At 40.0% G+C, this 24,610-nt stretch carries 19 protein-coding genes, 1 riboswitch and 1 other annotated feature; all 19 genes read left to right on the forward strand.

Going from position 1 to position 24,610, the window contains the following annotated elements:
• Nucleotides 1-71: 71 nt before the first annotated feature.
• Nucleotides 72-1,217, forward strand: a complete 1,146-nt coding sequence (locus ACOSV2_RS03840; RefSeq protein WP_428973968.1) for an exonuclease SbcCD subunit D — start codon at nucleotides 72-74, stop codon at nucleotides 1,215-1,217.
• A complete protein-coding gene (locus tag ACOSV2_RS03845; protein WP_428973969.1) occupies nucleotides 1,214-4,348 on the forward strand; it encodes an AAA family ATPase in 3,135 nt (1,044 codons plus the stop codon). Before ACOSV2_RS03840 ends, ACOSV2_RS03845 begins: the two co-directional genes overlap by 4 nt.
• 204 nt (nucleotides 4,349-4,552) lie before the next feature.
• Nucleotides 4,553-5,632, forward strand: a complete 1,080-nt coding sequence (locus ACOSV2_RS03850) for an endospore germination permease (RefSeq protein ID WP_428973970.1) — start codon at nucleotides 4,553-4,555, stop codon at nucleotides 5,630-5,632.
• A 12-nt stretch (nucleotides 5,633-5,644) separates the two neighbouring features.
• Nucleotides 5,645-7,093: a spore germination protein gene (locus ACOSV2_RS03855; RefSeq protein ID WP_428973971.1), complete on the forward strand. Its 1,449-nt coding sequence runs from the start codon at nucleotides 5,645-5,647 to the stop codon at nucleotides 7,091-7,093.
• A 6-nt stretch (nucleotides 7,094-7,099) separates the two neighbouring features.
• Complete coding sequence (locus ACOSV2_RS03860) at nucleotides 7,100-8,260, forward strand: Ger(x)C family spore germination protein (protein ID WP_428973972.1); 1,161 nt, start codon at nucleotides 7,100-7,102, stop codon at nucleotides 8,258-8,260.
• Nucleotides 8,261-8,373: 113 nt separating this feature from the next.
• Entirely contained in the window at nucleotides 8,374-8,670 is a 297-nt protein-coding gene (locus ACOSV2_RS03865) for a hypothetical protein (RefSeq protein WP_428973973.1), read from the forward strand.
• A complete protein-coding gene (coaW, locus tag ACOSV2_RS03870) occupies nucleotides 8,667-9,482 on the forward strand; it encodes a type II pantothenate kinase (RefSeq protein ID WP_428973974.1) in 816 nt (271 codons plus the stop codon). The genes ACOSV2_RS03865 and coaW overlap by 4 nt, the downstream gene beginning before the upstream one ends.
• Nucleotides 9,483-9,564: 82 nt before the next feature.
• The gene (locus ACOSV2_RS03875) at nucleotides 9,565-10,161 is read left to right on the forward strand and encodes an SCO family protein (protein ID WP_428973975.1); all 597 of its coding nucleotides are present in this window, start codon (nucleotides 9,565-9,567) and stop codon (nucleotides 10,159-10,161) included.
• A gap of 518 nt (nucleotides 10,162-10,679) precedes the next feature.
• Nucleotides 10,680-11,237 (forward strand): VanZ family protein, encoded by a 558-nt coding sequence (locus tag ACOSV2_RS03880; RefSeq protein ID WP_428973976.1) that lies wholly within the window; start codon nucleotides 10,680-10,682, stop codon nucleotides 11,235-11,237.
• A 180-nt stretch (nucleotides 11,238-11,417) separates the two neighbouring features.
• The gene (cls, locus tag ACOSV2_RS03885) at nucleotides 11,418-12,632 is read left to right on the forward strand and encodes a cardiolipin synthase (protein ID WP_428973977.1); all 1,215 of its coding nucleotides are present in this window, start codon (nucleotides 11,418-11,420) and stop codon (nucleotides 12,630-12,632) included.
• An 89-nt stretch (nucleotides 12,633-12,721) separates the two neighbouring features.
• Complete coding sequence (locus ACOSV2_RS03890; RefSeq protein ID WP_428973978.1) at nucleotides 12,722-12,901, forward strand: hypothetical protein; 180 nt, start codon at nucleotides 12,722-12,724, stop codon at nucleotides 12,899-12,901.
• Between the two features lie 263 nt (nucleotides 12,902-13,164).
• Entirely contained in the window at nucleotides 13,165-13,821 is a 657-nt protein-coding gene (locus ACOSV2_RS03895; protein WP_428973979.1) for an HAD hydrolase-like protein, read from the forward strand.
• Between the two features lie 13 nt (nucleotides 13,822-13,834).
• A complete protein-coding gene (locus tag ACOSV2_RS03900) occupies nucleotides 13,835-14,461 on the forward strand; it encodes an NUDIX hydrolase (RefSeq protein WP_428973980.1) in 627 nt (208 codons plus the stop codon).
• A gap of 96 nt (nucleotides 14,462-14,557) precedes the next feature.
• A complete protein-coding gene (locus tag ACOSV2_RS03905) occupies nucleotides 14,558-15,184 on the forward strand; it encodes a metal-dependent hydrolase (RefSeq protein ID WP_428973981.1) in 627 nt (208 codons plus the stop codon).
• A 66-nt stretch (nucleotides 15,185-15,250) separates the two neighbouring features.
• Nucleotides 15,251-15,493, forward strand: a binding site (T-box leader).
• A gap of 59 nt (nucleotides 15,494-15,552) precedes the next feature.
• Nucleotides 15,553-16,551 (forward strand): tryptophan--tRNA ligase, encoded by a 999-nt coding sequence (locus tag ACOSV2_RS03910; protein ID WP_428973982.1) that lies wholly within the window; start codon nucleotides 15,553-15,555, stop codon nucleotides 16,549-16,551.
• Between the two features lie 124 nt (nucleotides 16,552-16,675).
• A riboswitch (SAM riboswitch) is annotated at nucleotides 16,676-16,785 on the forward strand.
• 91 nt (nucleotides 16,786-16,876) lie between these two features.
• The gene (locus ACOSV2_RS03915) at nucleotides 16,877-18,001 is read left to right on the forward strand and encodes a methionine biosynthesis PLP-dependent protein (protein WP_428973983.1); all 1,125 of its coding nucleotides are present in this window, start codon (nucleotides 16,877-16,879) and stop codon (nucleotides 17,999-18,001) included.
• Nucleotides 17,994-19,178, forward strand: a complete 1,185-nt coding sequence (metC, locus tag ACOSV2_RS03920) for a cystathionine beta-lyase (protein WP_428973984.1) — start codon at nucleotides 17,994-17,996, stop codon at nucleotides 19,176-19,178. The genes ACOSV2_RS03915 and metC overlap by 8 nt, the downstream gene beginning before the upstream one ends.
• A gap of 16 nt (nucleotides 19,179-19,194) precedes the next feature.
• Nucleotides 19,195-21,045 (forward strand): bifunctional homocysteine S-methyltransferase/methylenetetrahydrofolate reductase, encoded by a 1,851-nt coding sequence (locus ACOSV2_RS03925; RefSeq protein ID WP_428973985.1) that lies wholly within the window; start codon nucleotides 19,195-19,197, stop codon nucleotides 21,043-21,045.
• Nucleotides 21,026-24,472 (forward strand): methionine synthase, encoded by a 3,447-nt coding sequence (gene metH, locus ACOSV2_RS03930; protein WP_428973986.1) that lies wholly within the window; start codon nucleotides 21,026-21,028, stop codon nucleotides 24,470-24,472. Before ACOSV2_RS03925 ends, metH begins: the two co-directional genes overlap by 20 nt.
• Nucleotides 24,473-24,610 lie beyond the last annotated feature (138 nt).

Consider the following 24,610-nt stretch of genomic DNA (forward strand, 5'->3'; position numbering starts at 1 on the left):
TTTTTACGTATAACTTCTTAGTTTGATATAATTTAGGGAGATAATCAATGACCGGAGAGGGGACAACAGCAGTGAAATTTATTCATACCGCCGATTGGCATTTAGGTAAACTGGTTCATGGCATTTATATGACAGAAGAACAACGCTATATATTAGAGCAATTCATAGAGCTTGTAAAAGAGGAGGAGCCCGATGCAGTCGTGATTGCAGGGGATCTTTATGACCGATCCGTTCCTCCTACTGAAGCTGTAGAGTTATTGGATGAGGTATTATTCCGGATAAATGTAGAATTAAATACACCAATAGTGGCTGTATCCGGAAATCATGATAGTGCAGAACGATTATCATTTGGTTCATCATGGTACAAGCATAGTCATTTTTACTTGAAAGGGAAGCTGACAAATGACTTTACTCCAATCACGATTAATGGGGTTAATTTCCACTGCGTTCCCTATGCTGAGCCTGGTAATGTCAGACAAATCCTTGAAGACGATTCAATCAATTCTCATCACGCTGCAATGGAAGCGATTGTGAACCGGATTGAAGAAAAGATGAATCCGAATGAACCACATGTCTTTGTGGGTCATGCATTTGTACTTGGGGGTAAAACCACAGATTCAGAGCGGACCCTTTCTGTTGGAGGATCCGGCTGTGTCGGTGCCGATGTGTTTAAGCCTTTTCATTACACAGCCCTGGGGCATCTTCATAGTCCAGATGCCATCAGGCATGAAACGATTCGATATTCCGGATCTCTATTAAAATACTCTTTTTCTGAAGCGAGTCAGCGAAAATCAGTGTCCATTGTAGAATTGGATGGGGACGGATCATTCCAATTACGAGAAAAAGTGCTTCAGCCGAAACAAGATATGAGAGAACTCCAGGGACTGATGGAAGAGCTTCTTGATCCCGCATTCTATCAATCCCAGAAAGTGGATGACTATTTAAAGATTACGTTACATGATGAAGGAACGTTAATCGACCCCATCAATCAATTGCGCCAAGTTTATCCGAACGTCCTTCATTTGGAGCGGAAAATGGATCTCACCGATGCAAAAAAGAAAAATACGTTCCGTGTACTAGAGGATAAGAAAAGGTCGGAGCTTGACTTGTTTAAAGAATTCTATGGGGATATGACGACAGGTGAATTTACCGATGAAAAGGAACAAGTCCTACAGAACGTTATAGAACAAGCGAGAAAGGAGGTCGATCAAGCATGAAACCTCTTCAATTAGTGATGCAAGCCTTTGGACCCTATGCAGGAAGAGAAACGATTGATTTTCGTTCGTTGGGGCATCGCACAATGTTCGTGATATCCGGGAAGACTGGTTCAGGTAAGACGACTATTTTTGATGGAATATCCTATGCGATATACGGAAAGGCAAGTGGTGAAGATCGCAGTCCGACTGAACTGAGGAGTCAATTTGCAAGTAATGATGTTATTACGGAGGTAGAGCTTACATTCAGTTTAAGAGGCAAATCGTATCGTATTTGGCGCTCCCCTCAGCAGGACAAAAAGAAAGCAAGAGGAGAAGGCTACACAACCATCAATGCCCGATCTGAATTATACGTATACGATGAAGATGGGAAAGAACAGCTACTGGCGGCTAACGTCAGAGACGTGGATGAGAAGATCAAAGGGTTAATTCAACTGGATGCCAATCAATTCAGGCAGATCCTGATGATTCCCCAAGGAGAGTTTCGAAAGCTCTTAACTTCAGACAGTAAAGATAAGGAGCTTATCCTGCAACGTTTATTCCATACAGAGCTCTATAAGACCATCCAGGAAAAACTGAAATTTGAGGCAGACGATTTAAAGAAGTCAGTAGAAACCTCTATGGAAGAACGAACAAGGGAATTACTTAGAATTCATTTTGAAGAAAATGAAGAGCTTCAATCATTATTATTAGAAAATCCATTGAATGACCACCATATTCTTCACCTTCTTCCAGCTCACATAGAGAGCATGGAAATAAGGGAGAAAGAAATACAGCTTAACTATGAAAGTGTGCAGGAGAAAAGAGATGATCTTCAGAAGCAGCTTCAAGAAGCAGAAGGGTTGGTCGATCAATTCGTTCTTCAAGAAAAACTAAGGGAACAGAAAGAATCCCTTTTAAAATTAAAGTCTGAAATCGAATCAATCGATCGAGACATTTTATTAGCACAGCGAGCTTCCCGATTAGTTCCACAAGATGAGTATTGCCATAAACTAAGTCGAAACTTGAAGGAACTGAAGGTTCAATTAGCTCAACTTACCGAGGAAAAGAATTCAATCACACAAAAGCTACAAGTAGCTAAAGAAACATTAAAAGAAGAAAAGAATAACGAAAATCTCAGGGACGAGGTTTCAAAGAAAATCACTCAACTCGAAGAAATGGAGAAAGATATAGATTCTCTGGATAAGTTGATGAAAGATACCAAAGAAATGAAAGAAAGTTATGAGAAGCAGCAAGACATCGTCAAAAAACAGGAAGAGCAGATTTCATTTTTACAAGAAGGCATAAAATCCCGGGAGAAACGACTTGAAGAAGGCGAAAATGGTCAAGAAGATTTATTTAAATTAGAAAAATCTTTGCAAGAAAATCAATCATTTCTTGAACAGGTAAATGAAATAAAGAAGATGGATCAAAAATTTCAGCTTGTCCATAAACAAGAGCAAAAATTAAAAGAACAGTATCTTCACCTTCAAAAACAAAGTATGGATGCGTCTGAAACTCTGGCCCATTTAGAAGAAAAGTGGCACTCTGCTCAAGCTGCTCACCTTGCAAAAGGGCTGGTTGATCATGCACCTTGTCCCGTTTGTGGCTCAGAACATCATCCACACCCTGCCGCCAGTGTTGATTCATTACCCTCTCAGGAAGATTTGAAAGTGGCGAAGGAAAAGCAGGAGGAACTCAACCAGGAAGAAAAAAGGATGAGCCTTGCGATTGCTCAAGAGGAAACAAAAATGCAGGGTATTCAGGATCAGATAGACGATATCGTTCGGAAAATTCGTGTCAAGAGAAGCGATTTTGATCGGGACGAAATAGATGATACTCTTTCTCAAATGACATCAGAGATGGAAGCATTGAAACGTACAATGGCTGAAAAGAAAAGAGAAGTCGAACAAGCAAAGGTACTGAGGGAGGAAGTAAGAAAAGGAAGGGAAAAGCTAGAAGAACTGGACGGCTCAAGGTTGAAAAATCTAGACAAGCTGCAGGAGCTGAATACTCTCTTCCTTACAAAGGATACGACCCTTCAAAAGGTGAAGGAAGGTATTCCTTATGAGCTCAGATCAAAAGATCAATTTAACAAAGTGTTAAAGGAGCAGAAGCAAAAAAGAGAAGAGTTGAAGACGGCATACGAGCGCGCCCAGAAGCAATACTATGAGCTTGAGAACATGTACAGTGTAAAAGAGTCACAAGTGAGAGACAAAGAAACGCAGATAGAAAAAGTAGATGATGAGATGAAAACAGAACGTGAAGCATTCCTTACGCTTCTTACAGAACAAGGTTTTTCCCATTATAAAGCATTCCAGGAAGCAAAAAAGTCTGAAGCAGAAATCCTCGGTCTTCAAGAAAAAGTGAAGAAGTATGGTGAAGACCTGCGTTCTGTTTCCGATCGTCTACATGACATCGAAAAGCACTTACAGGATAAACATAAGCCTGATGTGAAAAGCATTGAAGAAAACATATCACGGGTTACCGAGGAACTTAGGCTTGTAAATGAAAAATTTAATAAAATCATGACAAATACGAAAGAGAATAAACTTATCCTTTCAAGGGTGACAAGCATAAATGAAGGGATAAAGCATTTAGAATCCAGATATCAAATGGTGGGACACCTGGCAGAAGTGGCCCGGGGTCAGAATGCAAATCGAATTACATTTGAAAGATATGTGCTGGCGTCATTCCTTGAAGATATTCTTCAAGTGGCAAATGAACGATTAATCAAAATGACGTCGGGGCGATATCAACTGATTCGAAAAACGGATAGAAGTAAAGGAAACGTCCAGAGCGGTTTAGAGCTGCTCATATTTGATCAGTACACAGGTCAGGAACGGCACGTTAAAACTTTATCCGGAGGGGAGAGTTTCAAGGCATCGTTAGCATTGGCCCTCGGACTTGCAGATGTCGTGCAACAGTATGCTGGTGGCGTCTCACTTGAAACGATGTTTATTGATGAAGGATTTGGTACCCTCGATCCAGAGTCCCTTGATCACGCAATCGAAGCACTTATGGATATTCAAAGCAGTGGGAGACTAGTTGGGTTAATTTCTCATGTTCCAGAGTTGAAAGAAAGAATCGACGCTCGTCTTGAGGTCATATCGTCCCAAAGTGGAAGCAGAACCGAGTTTCAGTTTTTGGCTTAGTTCAATTCATACATGGGAGCTTCACAATAACGATGAAAACAGTCAAAGAGACATCTCTTTGACTGTTTTCAATTGTGGCAAGAAACTTATCAAGAATATAGAAGTGATTTGTGCATGGGTGATCCTTAATTGGTATTGGAGGTTTGATTTCTTTTATGTAGGACATAAATAGAGATAAAACAGTCTGAAATTTGGAGATAACCTATGAAAAGCATTCGTCCTATTTTAATTCCCCGACAATTAATACTATTACTTATCCTTTCAACAGGCTTATTAAATCATGTCATGCTTATACCAAGCATTCTAAATGCAGCCGGGAGAGATGGATGGATCAGTATCCTCTTATCCTATCCAATTTTATTTATCGTGACATTATTCATTTATTACATAGTAAAGAATTCCCCGCAGGAAGGGTTCTATCATCTACTTAATCAAAAGTGGAATAAATGGTTTGTTTTCCTATTCTCACTGCCAATGTGTTTATTTTTATTATCAAGTGCATATATAACCTTTGTTGATTTAATAATATGGTTAAGTGCCTATTTTTTAGCTGATGTCCCATCCCTATTAGTGGTAGGAAGCATCTTCCTTATCTGCTTCTTAATTAGTTGGTCAGGGATCAAACATATGGCCATCGCGAGTGGGATTTTATTGCCATTGGTTATGTTATTTGGTTTTTTTATAGCTTTTACAAACACCAATATGAAAGATCCCAGTCTATTGTTACCGATTTTTAGTAATGGATATGAGCCTGTCTTTAAAGGGATGATTTATGTATTATCCGGTTTACTTGAATTATATTTGATTGTCTTAATACAGCCTTATAGTGAAGGGAAAATTAAATTTCACCATTTAATCGTTCTCGGTCTAATTTTCATGGGCTTAATGTTTGGGCCATTAACCGCTTCCATCATGGAATTTGGTCATATAGAATCAGCGAATATGAGGTATCCAGCTTATGAACAATGGAGAATTTTATCCATTGGGGAATTTATTACTCATTTGGATTTCTTCGCTCTCTATCAGTGGTTATGTGGTGCCCTTATCAGAATTAGTTTATTCATGTTTCTGTTGGCCGTTTTTTTTACGAAAAAGAAGAATCGTTATCAAATATCACTAAAAGTGATGGTGCCAATTTTTTTAATATTGCTGGTACTTATTTTTATAGATGTTGATACGTATTTTTTTTATAAGTTCTTATTTGAATACTTTTTTCCCGCAACCGTTGTCCTTTTCATCGTACAAATTATTACGTCAGCAGTGATCCTCCGATTTATTAAGTAAAGGATGTTCAAAATGAAGAAGTCTTCGAAAGAAAAGCGGATAGAGGAAGAAAAAGTGGACACTTTGAAAGAGTTAAAGCAATTATTTTCAAAGAGTCATGATTTACTTATTCGAGAGCATTTTTTTTACGATGAAGTGGTCACCCTGGTATATTTTGAGAGCTTGGTCGATCGACATTACCTCGATCAATTCATTCTCCCAAAATTAGAAGAAGGTCCAGAAAAGTCCTATGCAAAAAAGGTGGCGGGGAATTTCCAAGCTGTAGAAGAAACAGGGAAGTCCCTGGATATGCTCTCTACTGCTCTATTCAACGGGTATATTTTGTTTTTCATCGATGAAAAAATTATCTCTTTACATGCAGGAAACTTTCCTAAACGGCTGCCAGAAGAATCCTCGCTTGAAACATCAATCCGGGGGCCAAAAGATGGATTCGTTGAAGATTTGAATACAAATATATCTTTAATTAGGAGAAGACTTTTCACGCCAACCCTTTCAGTGGAGAAATTCAAGATAGGTACCCGCGGTCATACAGAAATTGCCATCATGTACCTGAATGATGTAATCGATGAGCGTATTCTCAATGAGTTATATACAAGATTGAAAAAAGTGGATATAGATGTTCTAACCAGCAATCAACAGTTGGAATCGATGCTGGACGACAACCCTAATTCCATTTTCACTAATTTCGATTTCACAGGTCGCCCCGATTTTATCGTTGATTCATTGGTTCAGGGAAGATTTGCCCTCTTGGTGGATGGCTACCCTACAGTTTCCATTGCGCCAATAAACCTCTTGTTACAAACGAAGTCACCAGAAGATTCAAGTATTAACTACGTATATGTATCTCTGGAAAGAGTCCTGCGAGTAGCAGGGGTTTTGATATCAGCTTATTTACCAGGATTATGGGTTGCATTTTCCGCTTATAATATTGAACAAATTCCCTATCTGCTCGTGGCGACGATCTCGATTTCCAGGTTCGGCCTGCCACTTTCCGCTCCTGTTGAGATGTTTATCGTCCTATTCTTGTTTGAGTTTTTTAATGAGGCAGGTGTCCGTCTACCCAGGGCGATTGGTCAGACGGTTTCTGTGCTTGGTGGACTGATTGTAGGAGATGCCGCCATACGTGCCGGGTTGACATCCCCAACCATGCTGGTCATTGGAGCCATTACTTATATTTCGTCATTTACACTCGTCAATCAAACGTTGAAATATGGAACGACGGTATTAAGGTTCGTTGTATTGCTCATTAGCACTTTTTTTGGATTATTCGGTGTTGTTATGAGTTTTATTCTGACGGTTTTATATTTAGCGACAAAATCTTCCTTTGGTACTCCATTTCTTGGTACAGTAGCTCCCATCAGTTGGAATGAAGTCATTCGGTCATTTTTCCGCTTGCCTATTCAATTTTATAAAAACCGTACCCCTTCAACCAGCCCGGATGACGATACAAGAAAGGAATAAATCAGCGTGAACAACAAGATAAGTAAACTCATCTTAGTTACATCAGTCTTACTATTAACAGGATGTACGGGTTCAAAAAACATTCAGGATCTTACGTATATTGTCTCGATTGGATTGGATTATAATGAAGAAAATGAGGAATATACAGCATATCTTCAAGGCTTGAATTTTGCCAATGTAGCAAAACAGGAGGGAAGTAAGCCTTCGGAACCTGTTCCGACATTTGTGGGTTCTGCTTCCGGGAAAACCCTGAATCTGGCTGTAAGAAACCTATATAAAGTATCAAGGCCATCATTATTTTTTGGACATACAAAAACGCTCGTCGTCTCAAAAAATGTGTTGAAGTACAAATTCAAAGAGGTCCTGGAGGATGTGGGCAGAAATCGCTCATTAAGGCCGAATCTGCTCCTTTTTACAACTGACGAGAGCATGGAAGAAATCTTTAAGATGAATGGTTTGTTTCATTATCCTCCCGTTTATACAGTTTTGCTGACAGAAGAAACGATAGAGTCTTTACAAGATGATATCGGTGCTACAAGTTTAATGCATTTTTTAAGGGTATACTATGAACCGATGGGCACGGCATTCATCCCGAATATTAGTATTGATAAAAAATCCTGGAAGGCGGATCAACCTTACCCTGTACTTTACTTGAACGGGTATAGTCTGTTTCAACAATCACAATTCAAAGGAGACCTTCCTTCTAAACCCTCAATCATCGTTGATTGGTTGCTTACCAAAAAGAATCAAATAGATTATCCCTTGTATATTGATGATGAATTAGTATCTACCTTTAAACTATTGACGAAGGAGCCGAAAATAAAATATAAGAAAGAAAAAGGTGATTTTCCCTCCTTTTCACTTGAAGTCAGCGTGAAAGCAGAGCTAATTGAAAAATTACAAGAGGCTCCATATAAAGAAGTGAAAAGTACTCTTGAAAAGTCTTTGGAAAATGAAATTGAAAAAGTGTACAACATTGGGCTGGACAAACAAGTGGATTTACTGAATGTAGGTGAAAAATGGTATAGACACCATCCACAAAAATTTAGCAAGCTTGAAGAACAGCATTCATTTTATTTAACAGAAAATTCATTAGACCAAGTGAAAGTAAAGGTGGATATCACTCATTTCAACGCCTATCGTTACGATCACAAAAGCTTGGAATAAGATTAAGGCGGAAAAACACCAAAATAAATTGGTGTTTTTCCCATTTTCTCTTTCAATTTCCAGATCAATTGAATACCATGGAAATAGTAAGAATTTGAATGGAGGCATAATTGATGAAAATAAGTATTTACATATTATTATTGTTAGTATCAGCCGTAGTTGCAATTGGGTGGAGCTGGAAGAGACTGCTGGATTTCAATACCTATAAAAAACCTTTCTTGGAGGGAGTCGCTCTTCAATTTATATTTCTTCTTTTTGCATCGGTATGGTGGTTCATTACTGAGGATACTTCAGCCGGGGTCATAGGTGTTTTCTATTATTTTCTTGCATTCCTTACGATAATGGTCGTTCATGGCTTTACCCTGCACTATTTATTTTCCAAGAAAAAAATGCAGGAACGGGAAGAATGAGTGTGGTAGGAGTCGATGCTGGCGGAACGTTAACCAAGATCGTGTATGAAGAAAATGGCGCGCTGCATTTTAAAACCTTTTCCAGTGAGCAGCAGGTGCTTCAGTGGCTTGGAATCCTGGCCCAAAATCATAAGCTTTACATTACGGGAGGAAAAGCAGAGAAGTGGGGTGGGATTTTTCCACATGCACACATCATTGGAGAATTCGAAGCGGTATGCAGTGGAGCTAAACTTCTCCTTAAAGAGGAAAAAAGTGATCTGAAACAATTCACCCTCATAAATATAGGTACAGGGACGTCTTTTTTTAAGGTTGATGAAAACGGATGTGAAAGATTACTCGGTAGTGGGTTAGGGGGCGGAACCTTAATGGGATTGGGAGGTCTACTAACTGGAGAATCTGACTATTACGAGCTGGTACGGTTATCAGTAGAAGGCAAACGAGAACTAGTTGATTTATCAGTGAGAGACGTATATGAGGCAATGAATTCTCCAGTTCCTGAACATTTGACAGCTGCTAATTTCGCTAAAGGGGATTCTTCTTCTAAGAAAGCAGACAAACTGCGGGCTCTAACGAATATGATAGCCGAAACCATTATTCTCCTTGCATCCCAAGCGTCTAAAGCCCATAAGTTAGAGAATTTCGTGTTTATTGGAAGTGCATTGAATTCAAATCCCGCTTTAAAAGAGGACCTTTCACAATTTCAAGATATGTTATCCTACACCCCTATTTTTCCAGAGAAAGGGGCATACGCTGGAAGTCTGGGAGCGTATGATGTTGGAAGGGTGTCAGAGCATTCACAAAATAGACAATGAATATTGCCTCTGCTGATTGTTTTTTTATCCCCTTTTTACTAACATAGAATGGGAGATATAGATAAAGTCGGAGGAGATAAAGATGTCAAAAACCAAAACATTCATTGTGGTGATGACCATCATCGGGATTCTCCTTGCAGGTTGCAGTAATAGTAACTTTCAAGCAGAAACAGATTATGAAGTGAAAGAATTTTCTTATACGAATCAAAATAATCAAGAAGTCGGTTTGAATGATTTGAAAGGACAAGTCTGGATCGCAGATTTCATATTCACTAATTGTGAAACAGTTTGTCCACCTATGACATTCAATTTAACGAAGCTTCAAGAAAAGCTGAAAGAAGAAGGGGTAGAGGAATACAAAATCGTTTCCTTCAGCGTAGACCCTGAAAACGATACACCGGACGCATTAAAAGAATATATTTCAAACTTTGAAGCAGATACAAGTAAATGGGAACTACTTACAGGCTATGAATTTGACGAGGTAAAAGACCTTGCGGAACATTCCTTCCGCTCGATTGTTGCCGACGATCCTAATTCCGATCAGATGATTCATGGTACCAGCTTCTACTTGGTGAATCAAGAAGGTACTGTCGTAAAAACGTATAGTGGCAATAGTGACGTTCCTTACGATGAAATCGTACAAGATATGAAAACATTAACTCAAGAGGGGTCTAAATAGACTTTTTACGAAGGAGAATCACATATTTTCAGGTGATTCTCCTTTATTACTATTGAATTTCCATTCCAAAATCAGGTTTTTAAGGATGATAATGTTAAAATGGGGAGTCGCTATGGGTTTAGACCCAATGGAATCGTGAACCAGAATTATGATAAAGTAAAAGAATCTCAACTAAATTAAGAGGCAGCAGGTGAAGAACCATTCGAAACTCAAAAGGTATGATGATGATTGATATAGCCATAACCCTATTTATTTTGATATGGGTATTGAAATCTTTTTCAGATGGAGATGTATGGAAGGGGATCTTATTCGCCATATGTTTTGCCATAATGGCCGGAGTCCTATTTTTCCGGTTCAAAAAGAAAAGATAGAGGGAAGGTGAGAAGATGGGGAAATAATGCAATCAGCTTATTTATTATTATAAAGGGAAAGACGAGTTTACATATAGAGAGATTAAGGTATAAAGGGTTAGATGAATATCATCGTTTGTAGCTTAGAGGAAAGTAGGAAAAGGAATCATGAAAGAATTATGGAGCGCATTTGGTTGGGTTCTTCCAATTATTATAGTTGTGACGATTTCCCTTATCTTTGCGGTCTCCTTTTGGAAGAAAAGAAAAGGGAAGGGCAGATGGATGAACTTACTGCCTGTTCTATTTACGTGCATAACGATAGGAGGCATCTGTTTAATTACCCTGACTCCATTGACTGGTGGAAATGTAGCTGAGGGATCGGTGAATTTTGATCCCTTCTCTAATCTTAAGTTGAATTTAATTTACCGAAATCATTTAGATGTTCCCATTAGAAATCTGTTGGCCAATATATTATTGTTTGTTCCATTAACCTTTTTTATAGCTTGGTGGATGAGGCATTCGAAACAAATTATTCTGATGGTCACGTTTATTGGGGCGCTTTTTTCCTTTGGTATTGAATTTGCCCAATATTATTTACCATTAGGAAGAGCGACGGATATAGATGATTGGATAATGAATACGCTAGGTTCATTTATAGGTGGCCTCTTATTTGTGATCGCACGTTTTATCTATAATATTTTGAAGATCAATAAGAAAATAAACTGAGAGTATTAACGATATCGTTAATGCTCTTTTTTAGTGTAATATTATCGAATAAATGCTAAAGCGGCATGTTCAATTCCAAAACGGTGGATATAGATTAGGATTCAGATAAACTTTCAACGGAAATGTATAGTCCTTCTCCTTAAACAAAAGCTAACATTACATAAAAGGAGGTGAGTTCTCTTGCTGAAAAAAGGACTTAAAGGAATCCTGATAACGGCTGCATGCATCGTGATTTTGTTCCTCATCATGCACTGGGATGTGAAACAAGGTGTGAAGAACTATACGAGAACTCACCCGGTTACGGAAACCCTTTCTCGTAAAGCTGTAATCAACGTATACAATACAGGGAAGGACTTATATGAAAATTTGTTTGAGGATATTAAAACAGCAGATGAGCTTGTTTGGATTCATTTTTTCATTTTCAGGGACGATCAGATTTCCAACGAGTTATTTGATTTGCTGATTGAAAAGGCTAAGGAAGGGGTAGATGTTCGATTGTCTGTCGACTTCCTTGGTTCAGATATTAAGAAGGAAAGTATAAAGAGGATGGAAGAAGGAGGCGTGAAGATTGTTAAAAGCAGGCCACTATCCCTGAAGAATATCTTCTATTCCCTTCATCATCGGAATCATCGCAGGCTCATTTCCATTGATCAAAGAATTGCCTATATTGGAGGATTCAATATGGGTGATGAATATTTAGGGAAAGACCCGAAGCTTGGCTACTGGAGGGACTATCATATACGGTTGGAGGGTGAGGCAGGAATTGAGGTGGCCCAGCAGTTTAAAAGGGACTGGATCGAGGATGGGGCAGAAAGTATGGAGATCGTATATCCTACTCGTACTTCAAATGAAAATGAGGGGAGCAGCGTTCAATTCTTGTTCTCAACAGGAGACAGTATTGTAGATAAGACTGTAAGCTGGATTAACAGTTCGGAAGAGAGTATCACAATTACAACACCATATTTTTTGCCAAATCGAAAACTTATATCAGCCCTAAAGGAAGCAGTGAAGCGTGGGGTAAAAGTGAAGATCCTCATCCCGGACGATACAGATGCATGGTTCACGAAGCCGCCAAGTTACAGAATAGAGAAAACTTTGCTAGAGAGCGGAGTGGATATCTATTTGTATGAAAAAGGATTTTTCCACGGTAAAGTACTGGTCATTGATCATAAATGGGCTGATATTGGTACAGCCAATTGGGATCCACGGAGCTTCTACTTAAATGATGAAAGCAACTGCATCATTCTGGATGCAAAAGTTGCCGGAGAATTAGAATCACTCATCCATAAAGACATAAGTGATAGTGAGAAACTGACCATGAAGGCTTTTAATGAACTCCCTGCCTGGGAAAAAGCGCTCCGTAAAACGCCCGAATGGGTATATTATTACTTCTAAGAATAAATAATTTTTATTGAATAAGAAAATATGGTAAAGTGATTTCATATCTTAAAAAGAATACACCTTACTGAAGAAAGGGATTGTCCATGAGCGAGCTCTTGTTTGTATCTTTGTTTATTCTTTCGTTATTGGCTTTTAAGTTTTTTAACGTGTTAAAGAAGAAACATTTATCAAAGTCTCACAAGTCTGTAGCAGTAAGTATCGTGATCTTCTCTGTTATCGGCATGATGTTGACGGTCCTCTTTTATCTTCCAAATGCATCTTAAAGAAAACAAGCTATACACCGATTTAACGAGTAAACACACAAGAGAAGCGTCCTTGTGTGTTTTTTTATGAAATTCCTTACCATCCAGCACTCACTAGTCGACAGAGCCCCTAGCAAATATCATGTTAAAATACATAGCTGCTTTCATTTGGCCGTGAATTTGTTATGATTGTAGAAGGTTTATTTTATATATAAGCAAGAGAGTGAATTAAGCATAATTCGTCGAACATATTAATGTACGAAAGGCAATAAAGGAGAATATAGATGAAAGCTGCAATGATTTTTGACATGGATGGAACGTTATTTCAAACGGATCGTATTCTAGAAGCTTCACTTCATGATACCTTTCAACAACTTAGAGATGAAGGAATGTGGAAAGGGGATACACCTCTTGAAATATACAGAGAAATTATGGGTGTCCCTCTTTCAGTTGTGTGGAAAACACTTTTACCTCATCATCCCTTACATATACATGGGAAAACGAATGATGTATTTCATGAAAAACTGATTGAAAATATTCAGAAAGGAAAGGGAGCTCTCTATCCGCATACGGAAGAAATATTAGCCTATTTATCAGGGAGAGGGTTTCCGATCTTTGTGGCAAGCAACGGATATCCTCATTATTTAAAGACGATCGTCGAGTACTTTCACTTGGATCGGTGGATCTTAGACAGCTACAGCATTCAGGAAATACAATCAGATGACAAAGGGGAGTTGATTCGAAAAATCAAGGAGGATCACAAACTTACCCATGGGGTTGTGATTGGAGATAGATTGTCTGACTTCAAGGGAGCAGAGGAAAACCACTTTCTTTCGATAGGTTGTGCTTTTGATTTTTCCCAGGAAAAAGAATTACGTGAAGCGGATATTGTGGTTGAAGATCTTTTGGAGGTTAAAGAGTATCTGGAGGAAATGAAATAAAGGAGGGGTTCGTGTGGAGGATGAACAACTAGCCGTCTTTGATGAATACGGTAATAGGCTTGGAGCAGCCAGTCGTTCCGAGGTGCATATAAAGGGATATTGGCATGAAACCTTTCATTGTTGGCTTGTGCATTATGATGAAATTTGTGGAGAGACCTATATTTATTTCCAAATGAGAAGTGATGAGAAAAAGGATTTCCCTAGCTTACTTGATATTACCGCCGCTGGACATATCTTGTCACAGGAGAAGATTGAAGACGGTGTGAGAGAAGTTCATGAAGAGCTTGGACTTCATCTTACGATAGATGAACTTCAATCATTAGGAATCGTAAAAGGGGAGTTAATTCAACGGGATATGATTGATCGGGAACTAACTCACGTATTCCTGTATTCCAAGCCGGTTGCATATGACGAATTTCAACTTCAGTCAGAAGAAGTGTCCGGTATTTTCCGTTCGACTCTTCAAGACTTTAAAGCGCTCGTTCAACAAACGAAAGAGGAAATCGCCGTAGAAGGATTTCTTATTAATGAAACAGGGAAAAAGGACTTCATTAAGCAGAGGGTGAGTTACCATCACTTTGTTCCACATAAAAGATCCTACCTTCTTGAAATTATTGAGCGCATATCGGCTCATCTTTAGAAATTAATTCGTACTTCCCATGGTCAATATGGATAATTAAGGCTATTATAGTAATCTAGTACATACATAATGTGATAAGAGAGTAGGAGGACACACTTGAACGGCACAGCACATATGGCAATTGGAGCAGCAACAGGATTTATTGTGGCCAACTCATTTGGATCTGGTCCTGACATAACGGCCGCACTTGTGGCAATAGGCGGGGTATCCGGACTCATGCCTGATATGGATATTGACGGAAAGCTTAGTAACAAGGTTACTTTTTCACCAAAAATGATCAGAGCAGTGGCACAAATCATTGGTTTTTTAATGATGGTATACAGCTATCTTGAAGGAATTGGGAAAGAACGATGGCTTGGTATAGGATATGGTGCTGGAATGATGATTCTCGCAAGTTTCATTACACAGAGAAGAATGCTGATGATTACAGGCATCGGTGTGACAGCATGCGGTTGGCAGTTGAATGAAACATGGTTATGGTTGTTAGGTATCTATATTTTCATTGCCTCATTCGTTTCACATCGAAGTTATACTCACTCTGTACTTGGCATTTTATATTATGGCACGATTGCTCATTATCTAGAGTCATCTTTAATGATTGATGGGGTATTTGAAGCATGTGTGATTGGATATGCCAGTCATCTGATCGCGGATATGAAAGTTCTTCCTTTCAATAAGAGAGGCATAAAGCTTTTCCTTCCTCTTTCATCTAAAGAAATCTAAAATGTGTTTACACCCACTTGACCATTATTTCCCGATACATTAAAATAATGGAAACACTTTATATCGTTAAATGCGATGAGGAAGAAGAGTAGACGAACGAAACATTTCAGAGAGCTGATGGCTGGTGAGAATCAGTATGGTGAAATCGTTGAATGGGCTTTTGAGCATCCAGGCTGAAATTAAGTAGGTTATGGCGGAGGGTCTCACCGATAAAAGAGACGATGTATCGAAGGCGACTTCTGTACAGATGAGCGCGTTTACTAAAGTGTAAGCGAATGAAGGTGGCACCACGGGTTTCCCGTCCTTTTTTAGAGGATGAGAAGCCCTTTTTGTGTTTATTTTTATTATTTTGAGCGGAGGGAATTGTTATGGAAAAACAAGTTTTGACGGGGATTAAGCCAACAGGACGTATTCATCTGGGGAATTATATTGGTGCAATCAAACCGGCATTACAATTGACAGAGAACCAATCCTACAATACAGCTTATTTTGTTGCGGATTATCATGGTTTAACGAAGATACATGATGGGCATGAAATGAAAGAACTCTCTTATGGAGTGGCAGCGGCTTGGTTAGCATTAGGTTTGAATCCTGATCGAGCGATCTTTTATCGTCAATCTGATGTACCTGAAATCTTTGAATTGAGCTGGATTCTGTCTTGTTTTGCACCGAAAGGATTAATGAACCGGGCCCATGCATATAAATCAATGGTTGAAGAAAATCATTCCGCCGGCAGGGAGATGGATGCGGGCGTCAACATGGGCTTATTCACTTATCCTATATTAATGGCGGCGGATATCCTTTTATTCCAAACGGAACTGGTTCCTGTTGGAAAAGATCAAATTCAGCATGTTGAAATTGCAAGAGACATAGCAGAAAACTTTAATAAACAATATGGAGAAACATTTGTTCTTCCTGAATATGTTATACAGGAAGAAACATCTGTTCTACCGGGACTCGATGGCCGGAAAATGAGTAAAAGTTATAACAACACCATTCCATTATTTGAAGAACCAAAAAAACTCCAAAAACTAATCAATAAAATCAAAACAGATTCTTCATCTCCTGAAGAGCCTAAGGATCCTGAAACATCCGTCTTATTCTCTCTTTATAAAGAATTTGCAACCTCCGATCAAGTTGAAGAAATGAGAAGGAGATTTCAAGAAGGAATAGGCTGGGGGGAAGCGAAAAAAGAGCTATTCCAAGTAATGAATTCATTTATCGAGAAACCAAGATCGAAATATGAAGAACTGATGGCCTCCCCTCATATGCTGGATGTCATCTTACAAAATGGAGCAAAAAAAGCACGGGAAAAAACAATCCCATTCATGAAAGAGATTAAAAGGAAAGTAGGGATTTATCATTGAAATAGAACATGTTGATGAAGCGTAAAATGAATATTTTTTATTCAGATAATTCATAATTCTCATTGACATTTCTTCTTCTATGTTATAAGTTATGGGAAAGTTATTTTTCACAAAATCAAATAGTTTCTTATCAAGAGAGGTAGAGGGACTGGCCCGAAGACACCTCAGCAACCAGCCGCGAGTTTTGGTATGGTGCTAATTCCAGCAAGTTGATGTCAACTTGGACGATAAGAGGGAGAACGAATGTACAAAACCTTCTTATTTTCACTAAGAAGGTTTTTTTGTTTTTTCCCTTTTCGTATTCAAGATAGAAAAGGAGAGAAGAATGTTGAATAAACATATTGATACAATGCTTGTCCAGGCAGGAAACCGAAAAGATCCTGCAACGGGTGCTGTGAGCTTACCCATTCATTTATCGACTGCCTATGAACATAAGGGGATTGGCCAATCGACAGGCTATGATTACACAAGAACTGGGAATCCAACCCGCGCCACCTTGGAAGACACCCTGGCTCAATTGGAGGAGGGGAATAGAGGATTTGCCTTCAGCTCGGGGATGGCAGCTATTCAGGCGATTCTCAGCTTATTTTCCAGCGGGGATGAATGGATTGTTTCGAAAGACCTTTACGGAGGAAGCTACCGTTTATTCGTGCAGTATGAGGCACAATATAGCATCAAATTTCATTTCGTCGATACAAGTGATATTGGCTCCATAGAAGAACAAATATCAAACAGAACAAAGGCCATTTTTGTTGAAACCCCAACCAATCCATTGATGAATGAAGCAGATATTTCTGAGATTGCCGGCATTGCTAAGGCCAACGGGTTGCTCTTAATTGTGGATAATACCTTCTATACACCTGTTCTGCAAAAGCCGCTCGCTGAAGGCGCAGACATTGTCATTCACAGCGCCACGAAATACTTAGGGGGCCATAATGATGTATTGGCCGGTGTTGTGGTCGTAAACACAGAAGAGTTGGCGGGAAAAATCTATACCATTCAAAATTCAATCGGAGCGGTTCTCGCTCCTTTTGATTGTTGGCTCTTATTAAGAGGGATGAAAACCCTTAGTCTCAGAATGGCTCAGCACGAAAAAAACGCAAGAAAATTAGCGGAGTATCTTGATGAGCATGAATGTGTGACAGACGTTTTATATCCGGGAAAAGGCGGCATGCTTTCCTTTCGTATCGCAAAGGAAGAATGGGTTGCTCCTTTTCTCCAACACTTAAAAGTTATTACGTTTGCTGAAAGTTTGGGAGGGGTCGAAAGTTTTATCACCTATCCCGCTACCCAAACACATGCAGACATTCCTGAAGAAGAACGGAAAAGGCTTGGTATCTGCAACAGACTCCTGCGGTTTTCTGTAGGAATTGAATTTATTGATGACTTGATTGAAGACCTGGAGAATGTTTTTCAACAATTTGAAAAAGAGGTGCTTACGTATGAGTAAAAAACCATTTTCACTTCAGACGTCACTCATTCATTCTCACGGAGTTGATAAAGAAACAGGAGCGGTCTCTACGCCGATTCATCATGCAACAACTTTCCATCAACAGGATTTTGATCAGTATGGCACATATGACTACAGCCGTTCAGGGAATCCAACGAGGGAAACCGTTGAAGAAACGATCGCTGAATTAGAAGGCGGGGTAAGGGGCTTTGCCTTTTCATCCGGAATGGCGGCAATCTCAACAAGCTTCTTATTATTGTCCAGTGGTGATCATGTTCTTGTATCAGAAGAAGTGTACGGTGGGACATACAGAATGATTACCGAGGTCCTCACTAAGTTTGGGATTGCATACTCATTTGTGAACATGAAGGATCTACATGAAGTGGCTTGTTCAATTAAGCACAATACGAAAGTGATTTATATGGAGTCACCATCCAATCCGCTTCTGAATATCACCGATATTGAAGGAGTCGTAAAACTTGCCAAGGCGAATGGATGTTTAACGTTTCTTGATAATACATTCATGACTCCCCTCCTGCAAAGACCGATCAGTCTAGGTGTGGATGTTGTCCTGCACAGTGCCACGAAGTTTCTTGCCGGACATAGTGATGTCTTGGCAGGGCTTGCCGTAACGGGAAATGAGGAGATTGCCAGGAAACTTGCTTTCTTGCAGAATTCGTTTGGTGCTGTCCTCGGTGTTCAGGATTGCTGGCTGCTCTTAAGAGGGCTGAAAACACTGCATGTACGATTGAAGGAATCATCAGAATCGGCTTATAAGATTGCGACCTTCTTAGAAAAAAGAAAGGAAGTAGAAGAGGTGTATTATCCAGGATTGAGCTATCATCCAGGTCGTGAAATTCAAATTCGACAAGCAGAGGGTCCTGGAGCGGTTCTTTCCTTCCGATTAAAAGGGGAAGAAGAAGTGAAGCAACTCATACAAAATGTAAACATTCCCGTGTTCGCCGTAAGTTTAGGAGCTGTTGAATCCATCCTATCCTATCCATCAAGGATGTCACATGCTTCTATGCCAAAAGCGGAACGGGAAAGAAGAGGTATTACAGATGGGTTATTACGATTATCAGTAGGACTTGAAAACGTGGATGAGTTGATTAATGACCTTCAGAACGGTTTAGATAGTATACAAAAGATCAATCGGAACAACGTGATAAATTTATAAAAAAGGAGGGAATGTCATGAAGCCGTTGCTGGAAGCTCTGAAAGAGAGAATTTTAATTGCAGATGGAGCCATCGGAACGTTGTTGTATTCATATGGAGTGGACAGATGCTTTGAAGAACTGAATCTTTCTCACCCAAATGAAGTGTTGAAAGTCCATAAAGAGTATATTGATGCAGGAGCAGATATCATTCAGACCAATACCTATGGAGCCAATTATCAAAAGCTTTCCAGATACGGATTGGAGGATTCGGTTAAGGAAATAAATACGGCTGCAGTGCGTCTGGCAAGAAAAGCCGCGGGTGAAAACACCTATATTCTGGGCACCATCGGAGGAATCCGAGGCATTAAACAAAATGTGTCGCTGGAAGAAATCAAAAGAAGCTTTCGGGAACAGCTATACTGTTTATTACTAGAGGGTGTAGATGGCATTCTGCTTGAAACCTATTATGATTTCGAAGAATTAACCACTGTATTAAACATTACTAAACGTGAAGCAGACATCCCTGTCATTGCTCAAGTTTCTTTACATGAAACGGGAGTTCTTCAAAATGGAATGGAGATAAAAGACGCTCTTCAACAATTAGAATTATTGGGGGCCGATGTTGTCGGCATCAATTGCCGCATGGGGCCATTTCATATGGTGAACTCATTAGAGGAAGTACCATTACCTAAAAGGGCATTTCTATCCGTCTATCCCAACGCCAGTCTGCCAAACTATGAAGAAGGTCGATTCTATTACTCTGCTGAGCCTGATTACTTTGGAGATATTAGCAACGAATTGCGACTGCAAGGTGCGAGAATCATTGGGGGCTGCTGTGGAACCACACCTGATCACATACGGTCTGTTGCTGGCAGGTTAAAAAGCCGGGAGCCTGTGAAAGGGAAAGTGGTGAAAGCAAAAAAGGCTGTTCAGTTATCATCACCATCTATCAAAGGGAACTTGCTGCATGAGCAAGTAAGAGAAAAGAAAACGATCATTGTGGAACTCGATCCCCCTAAGCATCTGGACACGAAGCTGTTCTTCCAAGGGGCTGAGGCATTAAAGGAAGCCGGAATTGATGCACTCACGCTTGCTGACAATCCGTTAGCATCCCCGCGTATTAGTAATGACGCCATTGGTAGCCTGGTCAGGTCCAAATTTGATCTTACCCCTTTAGTTCACATCACTTGCCGGGATCGAAACCTGATCGGACTTCAATCCCATTTAATGGGGTTACACACGTTAGGAATACACAATATATTAGCGATTACGGGGGATCCGGCCAAGATTGGAGATTTTCCCGGGGCAGCATCCGTTTATGATTTATCTTCTCTTGAACTCATTGAATTGATTAAACAGAATAATGAGGGGATTTCCTTCTCAGGTAAATCACTCCGGGAACGCACTCAATTTTCAGTAGGTGCAGCTTTTAATCCGAATTTCCGTCACTTAGACGCTTCTGTCAAAAGGCTTGAAAAGAAAAAGAATGCCGGTGCTGACTATTTCATTTCTCAACCGATCTTTGGGAAAGAACAGCTGATTCAAGTACATGAAGCTACGAAGCATTTAGATGTTCCGATCTTTATCGGAATCATGCCGTTAATCAGCTCGAGAAATGCAGAATTTCTCCATCATGAAGTGCCTGGGATCAATGTTCCAGAAGAAACAAGACAAAGAATGAAGGAAGCGGGAAGTGATCCCGTTATTGCAAGGGCTGTCGGAATGGAGATAGCAAAAGGCTTACTTGATACAGCAATAGATCTGTTTAATGGCATTTACCTTATCACACCTTTTGTCAGATATGATATGAGCATTGAACTGATTCATCATATACAAGAAAAAACCAACACAGAAAGAGAGGTTCCCTATGGCCATCACTTTGTTTGAAGAACAGCTTAGAAAAAAAATACTCGTACTCGATGGAGCAATGGGAACGATGCTTCAACAAGCGAATTTATCACCGGAGGATTTTGGTGGAGAAGAGCTTGAAGGATGTAATGAAAATCTGGTTTTAACAGCGCCGGAGGTCATCTATCAGGTCCATCTGGAATATTTAAAAGCCGGAGCTGATGTGATTGAAACGAATACCTTTGGTGCAACTCCCATCGTACTGGACGAATATGATATAGGCTATAAAGCATACGAAATCAATAAAGTAGCCGCTGAAATCGCTAAAAAAGCAGTAAAAGATGTCGCAACTTCCGAGTGGCCAAGGTTTGTTGCAGGATCACTGGGTCCCACTACCAAAACCTTATCTGTTACAGGAGGGGTAAGCTTCGAAGTGTTAGTAGACAACTATCGTGTTCAAGCAGAAGGTCTTCTCGATGGAGGAGTGGATGTACTGCTGCTTGAAACGAGCCAGGATGCGTTAAATGTAAAAGCAGCAAATCTTGGAATTCGAAGTGCTTTTGAATCCAGGGGGAAAGAAATCCCCATTTTGTTATCCGGGACCATTGAGCCAATGGGCACTACACTCGCCGGACAAACAATTGAGGCATTTTATTTATCACTTGAACATTTAAATCCTTTGGTCGTTGGTCTAAACTGCGCAACAGGACCTGAATTTATGCGAGACCATATCCGTTCCTTATCGAGTTTAGCTACTACCTATGTAAGCTGTTATCCGAATGCAGGACTTCCTGATGAAGAGGGAAATTACAATGAGACCGCAGATTCTCTCAGTATAAAGATGAAGGGTTTCGCCGAGAAAGGCTGGCTGAATCTTGTTGGAGGGTGCTGTGGAACGACACCGGAGCATATTCGTGCCCTTTCAGAAGTGGTGAAGGGATTACCTCCCCGTCAACCCAATGAGTCTCACCCTCATGCGGTGTCAGGAATTGAAGCGTTCGTCTATGAGGATGCAGACAGAAGACCGATTCTCGTCGGAGAACGGACGAATGTCATCGGTTCACGTAAATTTAAACGATTGATTGCAGAGAATAAGATAGAAGAAGCGTCAGAGATTGCAAGAGCACAGGTTAAAAATGGAGCTCAGGTGATCGATATATGCCTTGCAGATCCCGATCGTGAAGAAGTAGAAGATATGAATGTATTCATACAAGAAGTGGTAAAAAAAGTAAAAGTTCCTCTTGTCATTGATTCAACGGATGAGAAAGTGCTTGAGACCGCTTTAAAATATTCTCAAGGGAAAGTGATCATTAACTCGATTAATCTTGAAGACGGAGAAGAGCGGTTTGAGAAGATTACAAAGCTGATGAAGGAATACGGAGCGGCGGTTGTAGTAGGAACGATTGATGAAATAGGAATGGGAGTGTCAGTCGAGCGTAAAGTAGAGATTGCCATTCGTTCTCATAAACTGTTAACAGAGAAATATGGGATAGCTTCAGAAGACATCATCTTTGATCCTCTCGTTTTCCCAGTGGGAACGGGAGATCAGCAATACATTGGATCAGCCAATGCCACCGTTGAAGGGATAAGGCAGGTAAAGGAAGCCCTACCGGAATGCCCTCATATTTTAGGGGTTAGTAACGTTTCTTTTGGTCTGCCTCCTGTCGGAAGAGAAGTCCTAAATGCTGTGTATCTTTATCACTGTACGAAGGCTGGCCTTGATTATGCGATAGTCAATACGGAGAAATTAGAGCGATTTGCATCTATTCCTGAAGAAGAAATTCGAATGGCGGAGAAACTATTATTTGAGACGACTGATGAAACCTTGACTGAATTCACAGCATTTTACAGAGGGAAAAAGAAAGAAGTAAAGGTACCAGTCAACACTATGACTCTAGAAGAAAGACTGGCTCATTATGTGGTGGAAGGGACGAAGGAAGGACTGATTTCCGATTTAAATATCGCTTTGGAAAAATATGACGCTCCCCTTGAAATCATCAATGGTCCTCTTATGGATGGAATGAGTGAAGTCGGAAGGTTATTTAATGATAATCAGCTGATTGTAGCGGAGGTATTACAGAGTGCCGAAGTGATGAAAGCATCCGTTGCTCATTTGGAACCACATATGGAACAAACGGAAAGTTCATCTTCTAAAGGCAAAGTGATCCTAGCTACGGTTAAGGGGGATGTTCATGATATTGGTAAGAATCTCGTTGATATTATCCTCAGTAATAACGGATATAAAGTGATTGATTTAGGCATTAAAGTAACACCTCAGGAACTGATCGAAGTCATACGGAAAGAGAAGCCCGATATCATAGGTTTGTCCGGGCTCCTTGTGAAGTCTGCCCAACAAATGGTCATTACTGCTCAAGATTTAAAACAGTCTGATATTTCAGTTCCTCTTGTAGTAGGAGGTGCGGCCCTCACCCGAAAATTCACTACAAACAAAATTGGCCGGGAATACGATGGACTGGTGCTTTATGCGAAGGATGCAATGGATGGGCTTAGCATCATGAATGGGATTCAACATGAAGAAACAAGGCTGCAGTTGGAAGAAGAGAGTCGCGAAAAGTTAAGCAAGGTCGTTTCGACTGAAGATTCACCGAATCGAAATACATCTTCTGTTGCGGTGAAAGTACGTTCTACAGTTGCACAGGATGTAAAAGTTCATGTTCCTTCTGATTTAATTCCACACACCATAAAAGAATTTTCACTTGATCAAATTCATCCCTACATTAATCAGCAAATGCTTCTTGGGCATCATTTGGGGATTAAAGGGAAAATTTCAAGATTACTGGAAGAAGGGGACGAACGAACAGTCGGCCTTAAAGCAGTGACTGATGAATTGTTCCAGAAAGCAAAAAGGGAAGGGATGATTCAGGCATCTGCACGATATCAATTCTTCCCAGCTCAATCAGATGGTGATGATGTTGTTATTTATCACCCGGGGGATCCTCACACAGTAATCGAACGATTTCATTTTCCAAGACAAGCAGGAAATCAGCATTTGTGTTTAGCAGATTACTTACGGCCTGTAGAAAGTAGAGAAATGGATTATGTCGGTTTCTTTGCGGTAACGGCCGGTGTGAAAATTAGGCAGTGGGCAAGAGAGATGAAGGAAGAAGGCCGATTCCTGGAAAGTCACGCACTGCAGGCTCTTGCCTTGGAAACAGCAGAAGGGCTGGCTGAAAGAGTGCATGAGATGATGAGAAGCCGGTGGGGGTTTCCAGATCCCGTTGATTTCACGATGCAGGACCGGTTCCGGACTCATTATCAAGGACAGCGCTTTTCATTTGGGTATCCGGCGTGTCCCGAACTTGAAGATCAGAAGAAGCTGTTTAAGCTTATTCAACCTGAAAGAATCGGAATCCAATTAACAGAAGGATGTATGATGGAACCGGAAGCATCGGTAACAGCGATGGTCTTCGCTCATCCGGAAGCAAGATATTTTAATGTACTATAAATACCATACTAAAAAGGCAACTTCCCAAAGTGGAGTTGCCTTTTTGTTTTTGTGGCGATAAGTTTAGCAGTCTATTCTTATTATTCTTTTGGCAAGACCGACAGAGGTCCACTAATTCAAAATAAAAATGGAAATCTG

It is taken from the genome of Rossellomorea sp. DUT-2 (assembly GCF_052665285.1).

What these genes read in the sequence shown, in the direction of transcription:
- ACOSV2_RS03845 (WP_428973969.1), top strand. Translation starts at nt 1,214, where the DNA reads ATGAAACCTCTTCAATTAGTGATGCAAGCCTTTGGACCCTATGCAGGA.
- ACOSV2_RS03850 (WP_428973970.1), top strand. Translation starts at nt 4,553, where the DNA reads ATGAAAAGCATTCGTCCTATTTTAATTCCCCGACAATTAATACTATTA.
- ACOSV2_RS03855 (WP_428973971.1), top strand. Translation starts at nt 5,645, where the DNA reads ATGAAGAAGTCTTCGAAAGAAAAGCGGATAGAGGAAGAAAAAGTGGAC.
- ACOSV2_RS03865 (WP_428973973.1), top strand. Translation starts at nt 8,374, where the DNA reads ATGAAAATAAGTATTTACATATTATTATTGTTAGTATCAGCCGTAGTT.
- coaW (WP_428973974.1), top strand. Translation starts at nt 8,667, where the DNA reads ATGAGTGTGGTAGGAGTCGATGCTGGCGGAACGTTAACCAAGATCGTG.
- ACOSV2_RS03875 (WP_428973975.1), top strand. Translation starts at nt 9,565, where the DNA reads ATGTCAAAAACCAAAACATTCATTGTGGTGATGACCATCATCGGGATT.
- ACOSV2_RS03880 (WP_428973976.1), top strand. Translation starts at nt 10,680, where the DNA reads ATGAAAGAATTATGGAGCGCATTTGGTTGGGTTCTTCCAATTATTATA.
- ACOSV2_RS03890 (WP_428973978.1), top strand. Translation starts at nt 12,722, where the DNA reads ATGAGCGAGCTCTTGTTTGTATCTTTGTTTATTCTTTCGTTATTGGCT.
- ACOSV2_RS03895 (WP_428973979.1), top strand. Translation starts at nt 13,165, where the DNA reads ATGAAAGCTGCAATGATTTTTGACATGGATGGAACGTTATTTCAAACG.
- ACOSV2_RS03910 (WP_428973982.1), top strand. Translation starts at nt 15,553, where the DNA reads ATGGAAAAACAAGTTTTGACGGGGATTAAGCCAACAGGACGTATTCAT.
- ACOSV2_RS03915 (WP_428973983.1), top strand. Translation starts at nt 16,877, where the DNA reads ATGTTGAATAAACATATTGATACAATGCTTGTCCAGGCAGGAAACCGA.
- metC (WP_428973984.1), top strand. Translation starts at nt 17,994, where the DNA reads ATGAGTAAAAAACCATTTTCACTTCAGACGTCACTCATTCATTCTCAC.
- ACOSV2_RS03925 (WP_428973985.1), top strand. Translation starts at nt 19,195, where the DNA reads ATGAAGCCGTTGCTGGAAGCTCTGAAAGAGAGAATTTTAATTGCAGAT.
- metH (WP_428973986.1), top strand. Translation starts at nt 21,026, where the DNA reads ATGGCCATCACTTTGTTTGAAGAACAGCTTAGAAAAAAAATACTCGTA.